The sequence below is a fragment of the Undibacterium sp. RuRC25W genome (assembly GCF_049339825.1).
Lineage (GTDB): Bacteria > Pseudomonadota > Gammaproteobacteria > Burkholderiales > Burkholderiaceae_D > Undibacterium.
In genome coordinates this window covers 88,707-104,084 of record NZ_JBMPPD010000007.1, presented here as the reverse complement: position 1 = coordinate 104,084, position 15,378 = coordinate 88,707, and the positions used below count along the sequence as shown (strand labels likewise).

Here is a 15,378-nt window from a genome sequence, read left to right as displayed (position 1 = left end):
GATCCTTGACGTCATACCAGGTCATGTCAAACGAGAGCTACTCAACACAGCTGTACGACCATTCACATGCTGTAAGCGCCACAGGATACAAAAAGCGATAATTGATGTGCCGATCACAACATAACCCAGCGTATCGTAATGCTGGAGTTTTCCGGACGCATCAAAGCTGACGAGATGCCCTGCTATCACCGAGGCGACACCGCCCGACAACTGCTGAATCGACGCGCTGATAGCACTGAAAGAACCACGCTGTACTGGTGTCGGAACGGATGCCATCATTGCCTGAAATGGAATCATACGCGAGAAGATTCCCACGAACAACAGTACATTCACAACAACCAGTAACGGAAATGGTACAGATTCCATGTGGGTATAAATCACAACCATCAGCATCGACATCAGTGTGCCGAAAATGAAGACTTTAAATTTACCCACCCCATCAGAAATTTTACCAATCATCGGTCCAAAAAAGATCGTACATACACCGGTGATCATGTACAGGGTAGGTAATTGGTGAATACTAATACCCAGATTATTCACCACAAAAGTACTGCTAAATGGCATCAGCATAAAGCCACCGGTCTGCAAAAATGACACCGCAGCAAAAGCCAGTAAATAACGTGGTTCCGTCACGGTATGGAACAAATGCTTCCAAGGGCTATGCTCTTGCGGAATCGCCAGATGCGCCGCGACAGGTTTCATTTTCCACAGCACAAACAGACCACCAATGAAACCTATAAATGCCATCGCAAAAAACGGCACATGCCAGTCCCAGCGATTAGATAAATACAAGCCAAACGGAATCCCTAGCACCTGACTGGCAGCAAACGCTGTTTGTATCATCCCCATCACTCGACCACGCATTTGCGGTGCAAACAGATCGGTGGCAATGGCTAATACAATGGAACCAATCACCCCGCCAAACAAACCAGTGACAATCCGCGCCACTAGCAGCACCTCATAGGTTTGCGCCAGTCCGCACCAGACGGTACCGAGAATGAACCCAGTGTAGAAAAACAAGAGTAATTTTTTTCTATCGTAACGATCAGCAAAACCGGCAGTCAGTAAGCCAGATAAACCTGCACTAAACGCATACGCAGAAACGACGAGACCAAACTGTTTAGCGCTAATCGCCAACGACGGCATAATCGTCGCCCCCAGCGGCGACATCAGCATGAAATCAAGAATCACCGCAAACTGTAAAAATGCCAGCATGCCGACGACCATTTTTTGATACGCAGAAAATACGGTTGCTGTGGCTTCTGATGCTGCAGGCGATGTAGTTGTTGAATTAGTTGTCATTCGTTATTTCTTCTAAGAGTAATCGCACATTCCGGGCAGGCAGTGACGTACAGACCGCAGGCACGATAGGCATCTACATGAATTGTATCTGCGACTCGCATCCCGTGCACACGGCGCTTGAGTTTTTGTCAATTGGAGGATAAATGCTCTGCCATGCTTATCTCTCCCGCGAGCCGAATGGACGACGACGCTGCTGGAAGAACTGCTCACGCTCTTCTGGCGTCATGTCCTGTAATTTCTGCCATTTCTGCCAGTGACGCTCTCCATGCCAGCCACCATGCCCTCGGAATCCGCCAAATAGAATCCGGCACAACACTAGTAGACCCAGTGCGTGCCAGTAATCAATCACCTGCACGCTCTGAAACAATGCTGGCATGACCCAGTTCCATAACCACATGACTACCGCAGCCACCAACGCCACGACAACCAGCGCTACCCCCTTAAACCATCGTATCCATGTGTATTTCATGTTGTTTTCCTCAGTTGTCCAATTCTTCGTAAATTACCTGCAAACGCTGACGCAGCGCTAATACTGCATACCGTTTGCGGGCCAGTAAGGTATTGATTGCAATACCTGTTTGTAATGCCATCTCTTTAAAGCTTTGCCCCTCTAACTCGTGCGCAATAAATACCTCGCGCTGACTCTCAGGCAAGTCATCGATAGCGAGTTGCAATTCTTTGAGTAATAATTTCCTTGCCAATGCCGCATCAGGTCCTTCATATGGCGATGGCAGCATGAGGTCGAGGCGGTAATCCTCATCGGCTTCAGACGCATCCGCTTCATCAACCTGAACATGAAGTGACAGCTCTTTCTTTTTACGAAAGCGGTCAATAATCCGGAACCGTGCTACCTGATACAACCAGGCACTGACTTGTTCGACCGTTTCACCAAACTGATAGACCTCAACGAGTTCGTAAAAGACGTCCTGCAATATATCCTCGGCCTCCGTCGGATCACCGACCCGACGCGAGATAAAACCGCCTAAGGTTTGACGAAAATGCAGGACTGCCTCAGTCACCGCACGATGGGCACTGTGTTGGTGATGAGGTATGGTCGGCTTTTTCTGAGAGGTCATACCTAAGAAGACGTTTGAAAAACAAAAATATTGTACGTAGAAAAAAATATTTTTTTATTTGAGACCTTGTCGTAAGACTGTGGAGGAGACAGATGTCTGCATCAATACTTGCGCCACATCAAGACTCATGATTGATGTCATCAACTTGCCATCCGCAAAGACTATGCTCTTTGTCGAAGACACTGGCAACCCACACGCCAACCTCCCACAACCGATGAGAAGCGTTTGTCAGAGCACAGACAATAGGTAAAAAACCATTCATCGTTAGCAGCGGGGATTCAAATTAAAACGCATTATTCGCTGTTCAACAGACTTCAGAGAAAGACCGCATGGATCAAAATCTCACGTTATTGCTGAGAAATGGCTGGAAACAACGCATTCCTGGCTGGCGTGATTTGTTTGCCATCGTTCTAGTACTGACCGTCATCCTCCTGCTTGGTGGTGGCGCACGGCAAATGCTCATGCCGTTTACCGTCACTCACCAACCAGAGATATCGCTGTCGATTGCCGCTCTACCAAATTATGCCTTACGGACTGTCATGCGTATGCTCGCCGCTATGGTGGCCTCTTTAGTCTTTACTTTTATCTATGCCACGCTTGCTGCCAAGAGTAAACGGGCAGAAATGGTCCTCATTCCGTTACTGGACGTCTTGCAATCCGTTCCTGTTCTAGGCTATTTGTCGTTCACGACCGTTTTTTTTATCTCGCTGTTTCCTCATAATGCGCTGGGTCCCGAACTGGCGGCCATCTTTGCTATTTTTACGAGTCAGGCATGGAATATGGCATTCAGCTTTTATGAATCCTTGCGTATGGTGCCGGCGGATCTCGATGAAGCAAGTCGTAGTTTCCGATTTTCTGGTTGGCAGCGCTTCTGGCGGCTTGAGGTACCTTTTGCGATGCCAGGTCTGATCTGGAACATGATGATGTCGATGTCCGGCGGCTGGTTTTTTGTTGTCGCCTCTGAAGCAATTACGGTTGGTGCCTTACAGATCAGTCTGCCAGGGATTGGCTCTTATGTCGCAACGGCGATTGCGCAGCGCAATTTGAGCGCGATTGTATGGGCTATTATTGCGATGACGATCACGATCGTCGCTTATGATCAATTACTCTTCCGACCGTTGGTTGCCTGGGCTGAAAAATTCAGGTTTGAACAAACTGCCGCTGAGGTCAGTTCACAAAGCTGGCTCATCTCATCGCTGCGACGTGCCCATTTTTTGTATCCTGTCGGTAGGATGATCAGCCGCACGATGCAACAAATTGGACGCGCACGCATGACATGGCTGGCACCCATTCCGGGGATAACATTCTCGCCACTTGCTTCTAAGATCGCTGACCGCGTATGGCTGATGATCGTCGTTATGGGGTTGGGGTTCTGCCTCTGGACACTAGGACATTTTTTAAACCATGAGGTATCAATCATCGATGTAAAAATCGTGATGCAGGCAGGCTTATTAACCTTTTTGCGGGTGATTGTGCTCATTATTCTGGCCAGCCTGATCTGGGTACCAATCGGTGTTGTCGTCGGTCTACGTCCGCGATGGGCGCAGGTCGTCCAGCCGTTTGCGCAATTTCTGGCGGCGTTTCCTGCGAATTTGATGTTTCCGATGGCGGTTTTTCTGATTGTTCGTTTCAATGCCAATCCACGCATCTGGCTGACACCATTGATGATCCTTGGTACGCAGTGGTATATCTTATTTAATGTTATTGCTGGCGTCACAGCGTTCCCGAGTGACTTGCTTGAATCCGCCCGAAGTTTCCGGATTAAAGGGTGGCGCTGGTGGAGAGATGTCATGCTGCCCGGTATCCTTCCGTATTACGTCACAGGTGCCATTACCGCTTCAGGCGGTGCCTGGAACGCCAGTATCGTCTCGGAAGTCGTCAGCTGGGGACCAACTCGATTAAATGGGGGCGGACTCGGCGCCTATATCGCAACGATGACGGATGCAGGTAATTTCCCACAAATCGCCTTGGGCATCACCTTTATGTCGGTCTGTGTGATTGCCATGAATCGCTTGTTGTGGCGACCGCTGTATGCCTTTGCAGAACGTCGGACCCGACTTGATTAATTATTTCCTAAAAAGGCAACTGATCTCATGGAGCAGACAAATAACGACGCCATCGTTGCATTACAGCATATCGGCAAAACGTTTTCTAAGCCTGAAGGCGGTAATTTACCTGTACTGGCTGACATTAATATCACCGCCCGCTCTGGCGAAATTCTGGGGCTACTAGGGCGATCCGGATCAGGAAAATCGACCATATTGCGCATTGCAGCTGGGCTCATCCAACCAAGTACAGGTCAGGTATTGTATAACGGTACAGAGTTAGTTGGCCCCGCAGAAGGCATCTCCGTCGTGTTTCAAACCTTCGCTTTATTCCCTTGGCTGACCGTCCTGGAGAACGTTGAAGCAGGGTTGGATGCCTTGGGCTTGCCCGCTGAGGTGACACGCCAGCGTGCACTGGCCGCCATTGATCTGATCGGTCTCGATGGCTTTGAATCAGCCTATCCACGAGAACTCTCAGGCGGTATGCGCCAGCGTGTGGGGTTTGCGCGGGCACTGGTCGTGCAACCGACGATTTTACTCATGGATGAACCCTTCTCTGCATTGGATGTACTGACATCGGAAATTCTGCGCAGTGACTTACTTGATCTGTGGCATGACCATCAATTGCCGATGAAATCGATATTGATGGTGACCCATAATATTGAAGAAGCCGTACTGATGTGTGACCGGATTCTGATTCTGGCATCGAATCCTGGTCGCATAGCAGCAGAAATTCAGGTTCCTTTGCCACAGCCCCGTAATCGCTTAGCCGCTGATTTTCATGACATTGTCGATCAGGTCTATTCCATCCTGACTTCAAGGGCGATTGAATCGATTGATGCACAACATGCGGTTCAAGCCAGTTTCTCGCAACTACTACCGATTGCCTCAAGTATCCGGATTTGCGGTCTGATTGAGACGCTGGGTTCGACTTATTTTAACGCTCAGGCGGAACTAGCCAAACTGGCGAGACCATTTGTGCTTGGGGTTGACGTCTTACTTCCCGTGGCAGAAGCGCTGCATCAACTCGAGTTTGCTGAACTCAAAGCAGGAACAATACGACTCACAGCGGCAGGAAAGATTTTTGCGCAAGCGGGGATCGATGAACGCAAGCAACTGTTCCGAAAGCACTTGCTACAATTCATTCCGCTGGCGGCACATATACGACATGTCTTAGATGAAAGGGGTGAACATCAGGCACCAAGACTCCGGTTCATGTCAGAACTGGAGGATCACCTCAATACAGCGGATGCAAACCGCACGCTGCGCATCGTGACTGACTGGGGGCGTTATGCTGAGTTATTTGAGTACGACGCAAAAACACTCAAATTTTCCATTAATGCTGCAACATAATCTGCTGAACAAACATAAAAAATACCCCGCGTCTTGCTGAAAACGCGGGGCATTTACTATCTGTAGAACGACGATCAGAACTTGGCTGACAGGCTCATACCAATCGTTCTTGGTGTGATGCGATAGACTTCAGGCACATTTTGAACTACTGGACGTTGAATGACCATTTGGTTATTCGTGAGATTTTTAACGTACAGTGTCACTTCCCAGATATCACGCGTCAAACCAATACTGGCATCATAGGTAGAATAAGACGGACGCTGGAAATCAGATAAAGTTGGATTCAATGTACCATTGCTAGCACCAGTCCAGTGCCCAGCAGCACGTGCAAAGCCGTATACATCATCATTGATAAAGAAGTTATACTGCGCTGTCAGTGCCACATTGTATTTCGGAACACCTGGGACTCTCGCACCTTTTACAGCACCCTTGACACCAGCTTCAGCACCATCACTATCGGTCAATGTCGCATCGGTATATCCAGCAGCCAATCCTAACATGACGCTCTTGATAGGCTTGAATTTAACTTCAATTTCACCACCAGTGCTTTTCGCATTACCGACGTTTGTATTGTAGTTAAAGCCACAGGTTTGGGTAATCTGTTGCTGTAGATTTTTCCAATTGATATAAAACAAATCTGCATTGACTGACAACGTATTATTCAGGAAGCGCGACTTGTTTCCAATCTCATAGCTCCATAATGAGTCAGGACCATAACTGAGTGGATTCGCCTTTGTTAACGCGCAGTAATCGATTGGCACAGCGAAATTCGATCCACCTGCACGGAAACCTTCAGTTGCGGAAGCATACATGGTGTTATTCTTATCAACTTCCCAAGTCAGAGCAAATTTAGGGGTCACTTTACTGCCACTGGAAGTTTGAAGCGTGTTGGAAACACCGTCATTGGTACCATCATTATTGAAATAGCCGAATGCATTGCGGCGATACGTTTCTTCAGCACGAATATAACGGACACCTGCTGTTGCATGGAGTGTTGGCGAGAAGTAATAACTGCCTTCACCAAATACTGCTTGTTGCGTGTCATGGTAGGAGCGAATAGCGTGGTAGGAGTTATCGTTTGGAAAACCCGTACTCACTGCACCAATAAGTACGTTAGGGTCAGTGATACTCACGCCAGCATTTTTAAATGCATCATTGATACCAAAAACAGGCTCGTTGTCGATCACCGTTGTGTGCTGGTTAGATGCATACGCTCCAACAAGCCAAGTATAAGGAGAAACCGCTGGATCATACGGCTTAGATAACAAGCGCACTTCTTGAGAGAATTGCGTCACGCCATTGTTCAAATAAACGGCAGAAGACAGACTGCCCACGACAGATAACAATGATGGATTTGTCGCAGAAAGAGGCTTTCCTGCGATACTAGGAATCGTTGAAGTGATCAGTTGTGATCCTATCTGTTGTGATCCTAAGTAGGAGCTGTTAACGGTTGTGCCGTCTTGGGTACGATCGAAGTTACGCTTAAAGTAGCTCGTGACCGAAGTCAAATCACCAAAGCCGGTATCGTAGTTCAAGGTCAAAGACGGCACTGTTAATACGTCTTTGCCTGGCTCACGCACCGTTTTGCTAGTGGTGTTCGTTGGCAATGCAACGCCATTGAGCGTCTGCGTATAGGCAACATCGATATCACCCGTTTTGACACGTTGATAGAAAATCGATGGTGTGAGCGTCAAATCCTTGGTGACATTCCACTTCAGTGCCATTCTCACGACGGCGTCATCTTCGGTATTGATACCCGTTGCTGTTGTTGCTGTTGTATTAGGATCAACCAGATTGATAAAACCGCCGTTATGCGCGGTCTGAATACCAACGCGCACTGCCAGTTCATCCGCTTTCAATACTTTATTTAAAACAACATTACCGAGGTAATTAGTGCCGCCACCCGACGTGGAGGAAACCTCAGTGTAGATATCTGTTGAATTAACTTTGGTGTTTGGTTGATTAGAAATAAACTTAATCGTGCCACCCATAGAGCTGGCACCATATAGTGTGCCTTGCGGTCCACGTAATACTTCAATATGATCCAGATCGAAAAATTTCGGTTCAGCGCTACCCTGACTGTACAAGTTACCGGAAGTCATCGACACATCATCGAGGTAAATACCCACTGTCGCAGAACCTGCATCAGAGCTGACGCCACGTATTGCCACATTCGACAAGCCAGGACCATTACCCGCAAATCCACCACCACCGCCGCCAGAAAAAGAAATATTCGGGATAGAACGGGTCGCATCCGCAAAATCGGTAATGTGTTGTGCCGTTAATTCATCGCCACCAATCACGGAGACACTCAAAGGTACTTTGCTGGCGTCTTCTTTACGTTTAGTTGCAGTGATGTTGATCGATTGAATCTGATCAGACAGTGCCCCAGGTTTTGCAGCTGGCGCCGCTGTATCCGTTGTCTGTTGCGCCAGGACTGGTGCTGACAGCAGCATTGAGCTTGCAGCAATGGCGCAGACGACCGTACCCGTATGTTGTTTAGCACCCTGATAGTTTGAATACAGTGATGCCAATGATAGGTGTAGTTTTGTTTTTCTGAGATTCATGTTCGTCCTTTGTGTATGTCTCACTTCTTATTTGCACCTGATACTTATTAATGTTGTATCAGTTCTCTCCGCTGAAGGTCAGGCAAGTCCAGATCCCAACAATAAACAGTGTAAATCGGCTTCTACCAATTTAAATTTTGAATAGTCTGAAATTTCAATCAGTATGACCGCGCATTTCGTCTTATTGTTTTAAGCAAGTTTAATGCCTGTACCACTTGCACCAACAACATGCAGGTGGCTGCCCCAACCGTTCATAACCGCCTGAAAAGGTGATGAACACATAATCGCAAGAAGCAAAAACAAAGTAAATCGTTAATAGCATTCCGATATATTGACATCGGCTTTAGTACGACGTTAATAATGCTCATTTGGACGGGCTCATTTTTGCGCTACCGACAGACAGCTGACTTAAATAAATATATTTATTATAACAATGTGAAAAATGTTAACAATTCAAAATCGTGTCATGTGCCCGTTGTACAAAGTCAACATGACAAAATAACATGCACCAAACACCGTTATTTACATCCGCTTTTTATTGCCTTTCAGCAAGTCGAAAATACCCGCAAAATAACTTCCCTGAAAACACGCTACCGATTTTTTTTCAGAGGCAAAAAATAATGCAACTATTTCATCAAATTTGAGCAAGATGGGGGTGACAAACGACACAGAATAGGCGATGCTTGCGCTTTTTCCCGAAAGAGCTGCATGGAATTCTTTTACATACTCATTCTTGCTATGGTTCAGGGTATCGCCGAGCTATTACCAGTCTCCAGTTCTGCGCACGTCATCGTGGCAGAAAAATTAATGGGACTAGACCCGACTTCGCCACAAATGACCATGATTTTAGTCATGCTGCACACCGGAACGATGTTTGCAGTGATTGCGTACTTCTGGAAATCTTGGCGTGAAACGTATTTCGCGTCCGCTCAACAATTCCGTGCCAACGGCGCTAACTTAGTCATCGCTACGATCGCAACAGGCGTTGTCGGTTTTGGTTTGCAAATGATCATCAAGCATTTCTTTGCTGAAAATGCTGATAAATTTGAAATCGAACACTTGTTTGGTAACGCTAAATTGATGGCAGCAGCGCTGGCATCTGCTGGTGTGCTGATTATTCTTTCGTCACGGATGAAAGAAAAAGGCAATCACGACGTCAACACTCGTAGTGCATTGTGGATCGGTGCAGTACAAGGTTTGTGCTTGCCATTCCGTGGCTTTTCCCGCTCTGGTGCGACCATCTCTACAGGTCTGGCATTAGGTGTTAATCGTCGTCGCGCAGAACAATTCAGCTTCGCGCTGGCGGTGGTCTTAACCCCAGCGGTCATTGTCAAAGAAGCGGTTCGCCTGTTTAAGGTGGAGAGTGCATCGACAGTGAATGATACAGCGGTGTTATTACATGCCTTGTTCCCTGGTTTGCTCGGTATGGTATTGAGCTTCCTGACAGGACTGATCGCTTTACGCTGGTTATCTCGCTGGTTGGAACAAGGTCGTTGGCACTTCTTTGGTGCTTATTGCCTGTTCGCCTCGCTCGTCGTTCTGTGGGTCGGCTAAGCCTCATCTGACGTCAATGGTGGTACTGAGAACGTACCACCAGTTCTTACCTTCCCGCTTTCACATCTGCCAGGTTATTTTTCCGCTGCGTGCTTACCTACAAATAAGCGCGAAAAACTTGCTAAGCTGGCGGTTGCAGCAAAGCATGCCCCCATCCCCAACGCGTAATGCGTCGCTTTATCCGCAAAAAAACTAAAACAGAATGCCACTAAGGCAGCGCCTGAGGTTTGTCCCATCAGACGCGATGTCGCCACCACACCACTCGCACTACCTGCACGGGTCAGCGGTGCCGACCCCATGATGGCTTTCAGATTCGGTGCCTGAAAGAAACCAAAACCAATACCGCACAATGCCATGCGCCAGCAGATATCAATGACCGTTGGATGTGCGCTAATGCCCAGCAAGGACAGCATGCCTCCCGATAAAATCGCCAACCCGATACCACCTAAGATGCCCGGAGAATATTGGTCACTCAATCTGCCTGCGACAGGCGCCATCATAGCGACCAAGACGGCCCAAGGTGTCATCAAAAAGCCTGTTTCTACAGGCGATCGTCCGAGCACAGTTTCAAAATAAAAGGGCAATGAGACAAACGCCAGGCTCTGCGTCGCAAAGGTACAAATCGATGTCACGACAGATAAAAAGAACATAGGGCGACGGAATAAATCCACTGGCAACATCGGTGCCTGATGCCCAGACTGCCGGCGCAAGAGTAACGCAAAAAAGAATCCCGTCACGACCAGTTCAACGAGCAGCGTCTTCTGATCGACAAGATGGGCTGCATCACCCAACAATAAAATCAGCATACTGAACGCACCAACATTAAAGAATGCCGTCAGGCCGTCAATTTTATGGGTGGCACGTGCAGTGATTGGTAAGACTTTTTGCCCCAGAAAAAAGGCAAAAATACCTAAGGGTACATTGATGGCAAAAAGCCATGGCCACGTCCATACCGACAAAATCAAGGAGGCTGTGGTGGGACCCACCGCAAATGCGACCGCCACCACCAGTGAATTGAGACCGAAGCCGCGGCCCTGCAAATGTGCTGGGAAAATCGCCCGCAGCATCGCCGTGTTGACGCCCATAATGGCACTGGCGCCGACGCCTTGAAACAAGCGAGCAATCACTAACGATGTTAGTGACCAAGAACACGCGCACCCAAGCGACGCGAGCGTAAACACCACCAAACCCGCAATCGATACCCGGCGATAACCAATCACCTCACCGAGTGCAGCTAGGGGCAATAAAGTCGCAACCATTGCCAATTGATATACATTAATAATCCACACCGAGTCAGCCGGTGTCGTATGCAACTGATCTGCAATTGCGGGTAATGCGGTATTTGCGATGGCCGTATCGAGTGACGCCATACCGACGCCGATGGCCAGTGAGAGCATTGCCAGATTGCGCTCACGCGTCGGCAAACCATCCCGGTCAACCACACTCAATTTATCGTTCACTGTTGTTTGGTCGGGCATGGCTAGCTACTGTAGGAAAAAGAGGTGTTGATCAGAACCGGTATTCGGCAACGATGTTTTTTGTCAGGCCATGCTTGCTCCCGCCTGGCAACACGTCACCAAGACGGCGCATGTTCGCGGCAGGAATAAACATTTCGGCCATTTGGTCAGTACATCGGAATTTCATGGCTGGGCTGAGGATTTCGCGTGCCCGGATTTTTAAGTGCAGGAACACTTTACTGCTGTCACGGTTCAGAATGATATGGATATCGCTCTTAAAACTAGCGAGAGGAATCTTGAGCCACCAGCCTTCGTCGCCACCGTAGCGGCCGCAAGCAGACCAAAATGTATTATTTTCGTGCAACATCACCGAGCCAAGGCGACCATTGATTCTTTGCATGGCTTCAATTTTGGTCATTCTATTTCTTTGCTTTGAGTTTCTTAATCAAGGCGGAATTATAGACGTGATTCGGATATTACTTCGGACATCGCACATGTGCATGCCCAATTAGCAATAAAACTCAATAGGAAACTAAGCGCAAAATGGAATGTGGAGCAAAAATCAGTTATTAATGCTTGAGTTGCTGCAGAAAGCCTGTCGTAAAGCCTAACAATCCTGCTTTGCCGTAGGTATTGCACTCCGGTGATGCAGGTCCCGGCGCGCAGTCAGCATCACGGTCAATCGACCAGAAATGCACACCAGCTAAATGATACTGCCGAGCAAAATCCGTTATCGTCTTGATGTCTTCTAAGGTAAATACTTCATCGACCGTATCATTGCCACCAATCATCGGTGTGAGTTCGATATGACTCAAAGGCACCTTCCAGAAGGTATGTAGATTCAGCGCTGCCTGGACTGCCGATGCGCCCATGTCACAGCGACCGTCACGGCCCACCACACATGCTTCTACAGAGCTGACGCCGTAGTCCATCGTCATTAAATTCACATAATAATCGTGCAAGTGCGCGGCACGGATCGCCTTCATGACTGTCACACCAATGGCTCCTAGGGCTGACTTATTCTTGATCGCCAGCGTTGGTAGGGTGAATGAAAACCGCAGGCCAGGATAGTGTCTCTGCGCCGTCTTGATACGTTCGACCAATTGCTGGATTTGTTGCGGTGACTGGCTCGACTCAATATCAAAATCAAAGCCGATGAGATGGCTGCTTTGGTAGCGTTCGATAAATTGTGTCAATCCGGCATCGGTAGCACACGTGAACGCACCCGCCTGCCCTCCGGTTGAAATGATGTACCATTTACCAGCCTGCGCTAACTTGTTGATATTTGCTTTAGCAAACACTTCCCCTTCGAGACCATCCCAATTCTCGTCACCGCACTCACCGGTCGCAAAGGCCAAGGTGATGGCGCGCAAATCAGAGGGCATGACGTCGAGCAAGGGTTTTACCTCGCCACTCACAGCGGTTGTTAATTGCTGGTGATTCCAGTCCATGTTGTTACGGACGTATTTATAGGGACTCAATAACGTCATGGATGAGGGTAAGCCCTTTACTGATGCAGGCTGCAGCGTCTTGGTCGTCTGTTGCGCCATCGTGCCGTGGCTGCACAGCATACCAACGATACCAGTTAAAAAAATAGCGACTAGCTTATGCAGACCAACTGACTTCATTACGTTCCCCCTCATTCAAATACCGATGTTTATTCGACGTTATTGTTAACGTTAACTCTTCGTTTATCTATGAAATGGGAAGTTAATACGTGCGTCAATCAACATTTTTGGTTCATGACCTTTTTTAATGAAATGTATTCAATTTACGCTTACCGACACAAAAAAGCAGGCAAAAAGCAGTTGACATGCATGCCGAGCGGCCAGAGTGAGCAACAATCACTTGATCGGACCAATAACAAAGCCAACGCAACGAAACGACGAAACCCTTTAATACCACTGCATAAAAAAAGCATCCAGATTATCCGGATGCCTTTGATTGGCAACGCCGACTAAACTAACCTACCGGCGTGGAGCATAAATACGTGCCATATCTGCAGCAAAATAGTTCGCCAGATTGTTTCGTTTGAGCTTGAGTGTTGGCGTAATCAAGGTATTTTCAATCGTCCATGGTTCAAGTGACAAAATCGCTGCTTTCGGTTGTGCATAGAAAGGCAAGCTATTGGTCAATTCACGTACGCGCTTAACAACGACATCAACCGCAGTTGGTGCTTGCAGGCTGGCTGAATCAGCCGGATCAAGCTGCAAAGAACTGGTTAATTCTTGCCAATAACGCTGGCTCAGCACCACGGCACAGCCGATAAACGGTGAATTTTCACCGAATGCATATGCTTGTTCAAATGACGCGTCGGTAAGAATCGCTAATTCAAGATCGACAGGGGCAATTTTTTCACCGGTTGAGGTTACGATGATTTCTTTGACACGGCCGAGAATACGTACCCGGCCATCTGTCACTGACGCCTGATCGCCAGTACGCAACCAGCCGTCAACAAAGGCTTTTGCGGTATCTTCTTCACGCTTCCAATAGCCGCGCATAACATTGGGGCCACGCACCTGTAATTCTTTATTTTCACCAATACGGACTTCCACACCATCCATGGTGCGTCCGACCGAGTTAGGATCATTATCATCCGGCGAATTAAATGCCACAACAGGGGCAGTTTCTGTCATGCCATAGCCTTGCACAATGGGTATCCCTAAGGCGAGGAAACAACGCGAAATGACTGTGGATAGCGCTGCACCACCACTGACGGCTACGCGGATTCTGCCACCGAATTGTTGCTTGAGCTTTGTCGCCACCAATGGATCAAGCACGCGCCACGTAAGATCATCGACCAAGGCGGCAAACGCACTATCCGACAAGGTCTTCTGTTGTCTTAAAAATCGGCGCCAGCCAACGTTAATCGCAGCATTAAACAAGCTTGCAGCGATTTTGGATGTAGCAAGTTTAGTCTGAATAACGCTGAAGACGCGCTCATAAATACGCGGCACCGAAATCAGAATGGTGGGTCTGACGATCGTTAAATCTTCTGGCAACTGTTTGGTTGACCGTGAGAAAGCAACGCAGGCTCCGGCAGCGATAGGTAAATAATAGCCCGCAGTGCGCTCAAAGGTGTGTGACAAAGGTAGGAATGATAAAAAGACGTCCGTCGTTACTGGTGCAACACGTACCACCACCGCTTTTACGTTCGACAACACATTCAGATGCGTGAGCATCACGCCTTTCGGCTTGCCTGTCGTTCCGGAGGTATAGACAAGCGCTGCCAAATCATCTTGCGTTGGTGTCTGGTCGGGAATGGCCGACTGCGCACCTTGTGCCAGCCAGTCCTCAAGACAAAGCAAAGACACTGGGCTCGCTGCAACGGCTTCCTGAGTCAAGGTCTCGAGGACGACGACTTGTCGCAAGGCTGGCATGGCGATCCCCGTATCGGCGATATCCTTCCACTGTTGCATCGTCGTAGCGATCAACATCGTTGCATCACTGTCGCTGACGATATAAGCGATACTGGCTGGGTTATCCAGCGCATGCATAGGTACAGGAACACAAGCCAGTCGCATGGCTGCCTGGTCGATACAGACAGCATGCAATCCGTTCGGTAACAAGATAGCAATACGTGCACCACGCTCTGGTTGCAGCATCGCCAAAGCCTGTGCAAATTGGTGGACTTTTTGTTCGGTTTGCTGCCAGGTATAACTTACCCACTGTTGGCTGGCCTCATCAAACTGGCGATACGCTTCGAGATCGGGGGTCTTGGTCACACGCCAGCTAAATAAGTCAGCCAGCGTTTGCAAAGGAGTCAATTCATTTCCCTGCGCGGATACGGTTGAGATCGACATGAGCTTAAGAGAGTAAGTGGTAATTCGTTGGTCTACGACGAAACATGGTAGTTATCTGTCTATTTTTTGTATATTTATACATATGATCATACTACCATGATGTCTCCAGCGCACGGTCACCGCGCCATGGTGTCGGACGGGCGTGCTTCATTATTTTTTGCCAGCTGGATTATAGGTGTCATGTTGCCTGCGGCAATGATCCACATCATTGACAAGCTGAA

At 48.3% G+C, this 15,378-nt stretch carries 11 protein-coding genes and 1 pseudogene; 3 read left to right on the top strand and 9 right to left on the bottom strand.

Features of this window, described 5'->3' with window-relative positions; all coding sequences use genetic code 11:
• Positions 1-21 precede the first annotated feature (21 nt).
• From ACO0KV_RS05520 to ACO0KV_RS05505, 4 genes and pseudogenes are all read right to left on the bottom strand, one after another.
• Positions 22-1,302: an MFS transporter gene (locus ACO0KV_RS05520; RefSeq protein ID WP_423040698.1), complete on the bottom strand. Its 1,281-nt coding sequence runs from the start codon at positions 1,300-1,302 to the stop codon at positions 22-24.
• Positions 1,299-1,427, bottom strand: a pseudogene (locus tag ACO0KV_RS05515) (4Fe-4S ferredoxin); the annotation flags it as partial. The pseudogene ACO0KV_RS05515 and the gene ACO0KV_RS05520, both read right to left, overlap by 4 nt.
• A gap of 32 nt (positions 1,428-1,459) precedes the next feature.
• Positions 1,460-1,771, bottom strand: a complete 312-nt coding sequence (locus ACO0KV_RS05510) for a hypothetical protein (protein WP_423040696.1) — start codon at positions 1,769-1,771, stop codon at positions 1,460-1,462.
• 10 nt (positions 1,772-1,781) lie between these two features.
• Entirely contained in the window at positions 1,782-2,378 is a 597-nt protein-coding gene (locus ACO0KV_RS05505) for an RNA polymerase sigma factor (RefSeq protein ID WP_423040694.1), read from the bottom strand.
• A gap of 329 nt (positions 2,379-2,707) precedes the next feature.
• Here ACO0KV_RS05505 and ACO0KV_RS05500 point away from each other — a divergent pair, with 329 nt between their 5' ends.
• Together ACO0KV_RS05500 and ACO0KV_RS05495 are read left to right on the top strand one after the other, a co-directional pair.
• A complete protein-coding gene (locus ACO0KV_RS05500; RefSeq protein ID WP_423040692.1) occupies positions 2,708-4,444 on the top strand; it encodes an ABC transporter permease in 1,737 nt (578 codons plus the stop codon).
• Between the two features lie 27 nt (positions 4,445-4,471).
• On the top strand, positions 4,472-5,776 hold the full coding sequence (locus ACO0KV_RS05495) for a nitrate/sulfonate/bicarbonate ABC transporter ATP-binding protein (RefSeq protein ID WP_423040690.1): 1,305 nt from the start codon (positions 4,472-4,474) through the stop codon (positions 5,774-5,776).
• A 74-nt stretch (positions 5,777-5,850) separates the two neighbouring features.
• On the opposite strand, the gene ACO0KV_RS05490 is transcribed toward ACO0KV_RS05495, so the two are convergent.
• Positions 5,851-8,343 (bottom strand): TonB-dependent receptor, encoded by a 2,493-nt coding sequence (locus tag ACO0KV_RS05490; RefSeq protein ID WP_423040688.1) that lies wholly within the window; start codon positions 8,341-8,343, stop codon positions 5,851-5,853.
• A 708-nt stretch (positions 8,344-9,051) separates the two neighbouring features.
• Between ACO0KV_RS05490 and ACO0KV_RS05485 the strand changes: the two genes are divergently transcribed.
• Positions 9,052-9,897, top strand: coding sequence for an undecaprenyl-diphosphate phosphatase (locus ACO0KV_RS05485; protein ID WP_423040687.1), 846 nt, complete (start codon positions 9,052-9,054; stop codon positions 9,895-9,897).
• Between the two features lie 74 nt (positions 9,898-9,971).
• Here the strand turns inward: ACO0KV_RS05485 and ACO0KV_RS05480 are convergent, their stop codons facing one another.
• The 4 genes from ACO0KV_RS05480 to ACO0KV_RS05465 all read right to left on the bottom strand — a co-directional run bounded on the left by ACO0KV_RS05480 (position 9,972) and on the right by ACO0KV_RS05465 (position 15,157).
• Positions 9,972-11,375 (bottom strand): MFS transporter, encoded by a 1,404-nt coding sequence (locus tag ACO0KV_RS05480; protein ID WP_423040685.1) that lies wholly within the window; start codon positions 11,373-11,375, stop codon positions 9,972-9,974.
• A 31-nt stretch (positions 11,376-11,406) separates the two neighbouring features.
• Positions 11,407-11,772, bottom strand: coding sequence for a hypothetical protein (locus tag ACO0KV_RS05475; RefSeq protein ID WP_423040683.1), 366 nt, complete (start codon positions 11,770-11,772; stop codon positions 11,407-11,409).
• A gap of 151 nt (positions 11,773-11,923) precedes the next feature.
• The gene (locus tag ACO0KV_RS05470; protein WP_423040681.1) at positions 11,924-12,982 is read right to left on the bottom strand and encodes a glycosyl hydrolase; all 1,059 of its coding nucleotides are present in this window, start codon (positions 12,980-12,982) and stop codon (positions 11,924-11,926) included.
• Positions 12,983-13,321: 339 nt separating this feature from the next.
• The gene (locus tag ACO0KV_RS05465; protein WP_423040679.1) at positions 13,322-15,157 is read right to left on the bottom strand and encodes an AMP-dependent synthetase/ligase; all 1,836 of its coding nucleotides are present in this window, start codon (positions 15,155-15,157) and stop codon (positions 13,322-13,324) included.
• Between the last annotated feature and the right edge of the window lie 221 nt (positions 15,158-15,378).

What these genes read in the sequence shown, in the direction of transcription:
- ACO0KV_RS05520 (WP_423040698.1), bottom strand. Translation starts at nt 1,302, where the DNA reads ATGACAACTAATTCAACAACTACATCGCCTGCAGCATCAGAAGCCACA.
- ACO0KV_RS05510 (WP_423040696.1), bottom strand. Translation starts at nt 1,771, where the DNA reads ATGAAATACACATGGATACGATGGTTTAAGGGGGTAGCGCTGGTTGTC.
- ACO0KV_RS05505 (WP_423040694.1), bottom strand. Translation starts at nt 2,378, where the DNA reads ATGACCTCTCAGAAAAAGCCGACCATACCTCATCACCAACACAGTGCC.
- ACO0KV_RS05500 (WP_423040692.1), top strand. Translation starts at nt 2,708, where the DNA reads ATGGATCAAAATCTCACGTTATTGCTGAGAAATGGCTGGAAACAACGC.
- ACO0KV_RS05495 (WP_423040690.1), top strand. Translation starts at nt 4,472, where the DNA reads ATGGAGCAGACAAATAACGACGCCATCGTTGCATTACAGCATATCGGC.
- ACO0KV_RS05490 (WP_423040688.1), bottom strand. Translation starts at nt 8,343, where the DNA reads ATGAATCTCAGAAAAACAAAACTACACCTATCATTGGCATCACTGTAT.
- ACO0KV_RS05485 (WP_423040687.1), top strand. Translation starts at nt 9,052, where the DNA reads ATGGAATTCTTTTACATACTCATTCTTGCTATGGTTCAGGGTATCGCC.
- ACO0KV_RS05480 (WP_423040685.1), bottom strand. Translation starts at nt 11,375, where the DNA reads ATGCCCGACCAAACAACAGTGAACGATAAATTGAGTGTGGTTGACCGG.
- ACO0KV_RS05475 (WP_423040683.1), bottom strand. Translation starts at nt 11,772, where the DNA reads ATGACCAAAATTGAAGCCATGCAAAGAATCAATGGTCGCCTTGGCTCG.
- ACO0KV_RS05470 (WP_423040681.1), bottom strand. Translation starts at nt 12,982, where the DNA reads ATGAAGTCAGTTGGTCTGCATAAGCTAGTCGCTATTTTTTTAACTGGT.
- ACO0KV_RS05465 (WP_423040679.1), bottom strand. Translation starts at nt 15,157, where the DNA reads ATGTCGATCTCAACCGTATCCGCGCAGGGAAATGAATTGACTCCTTTG.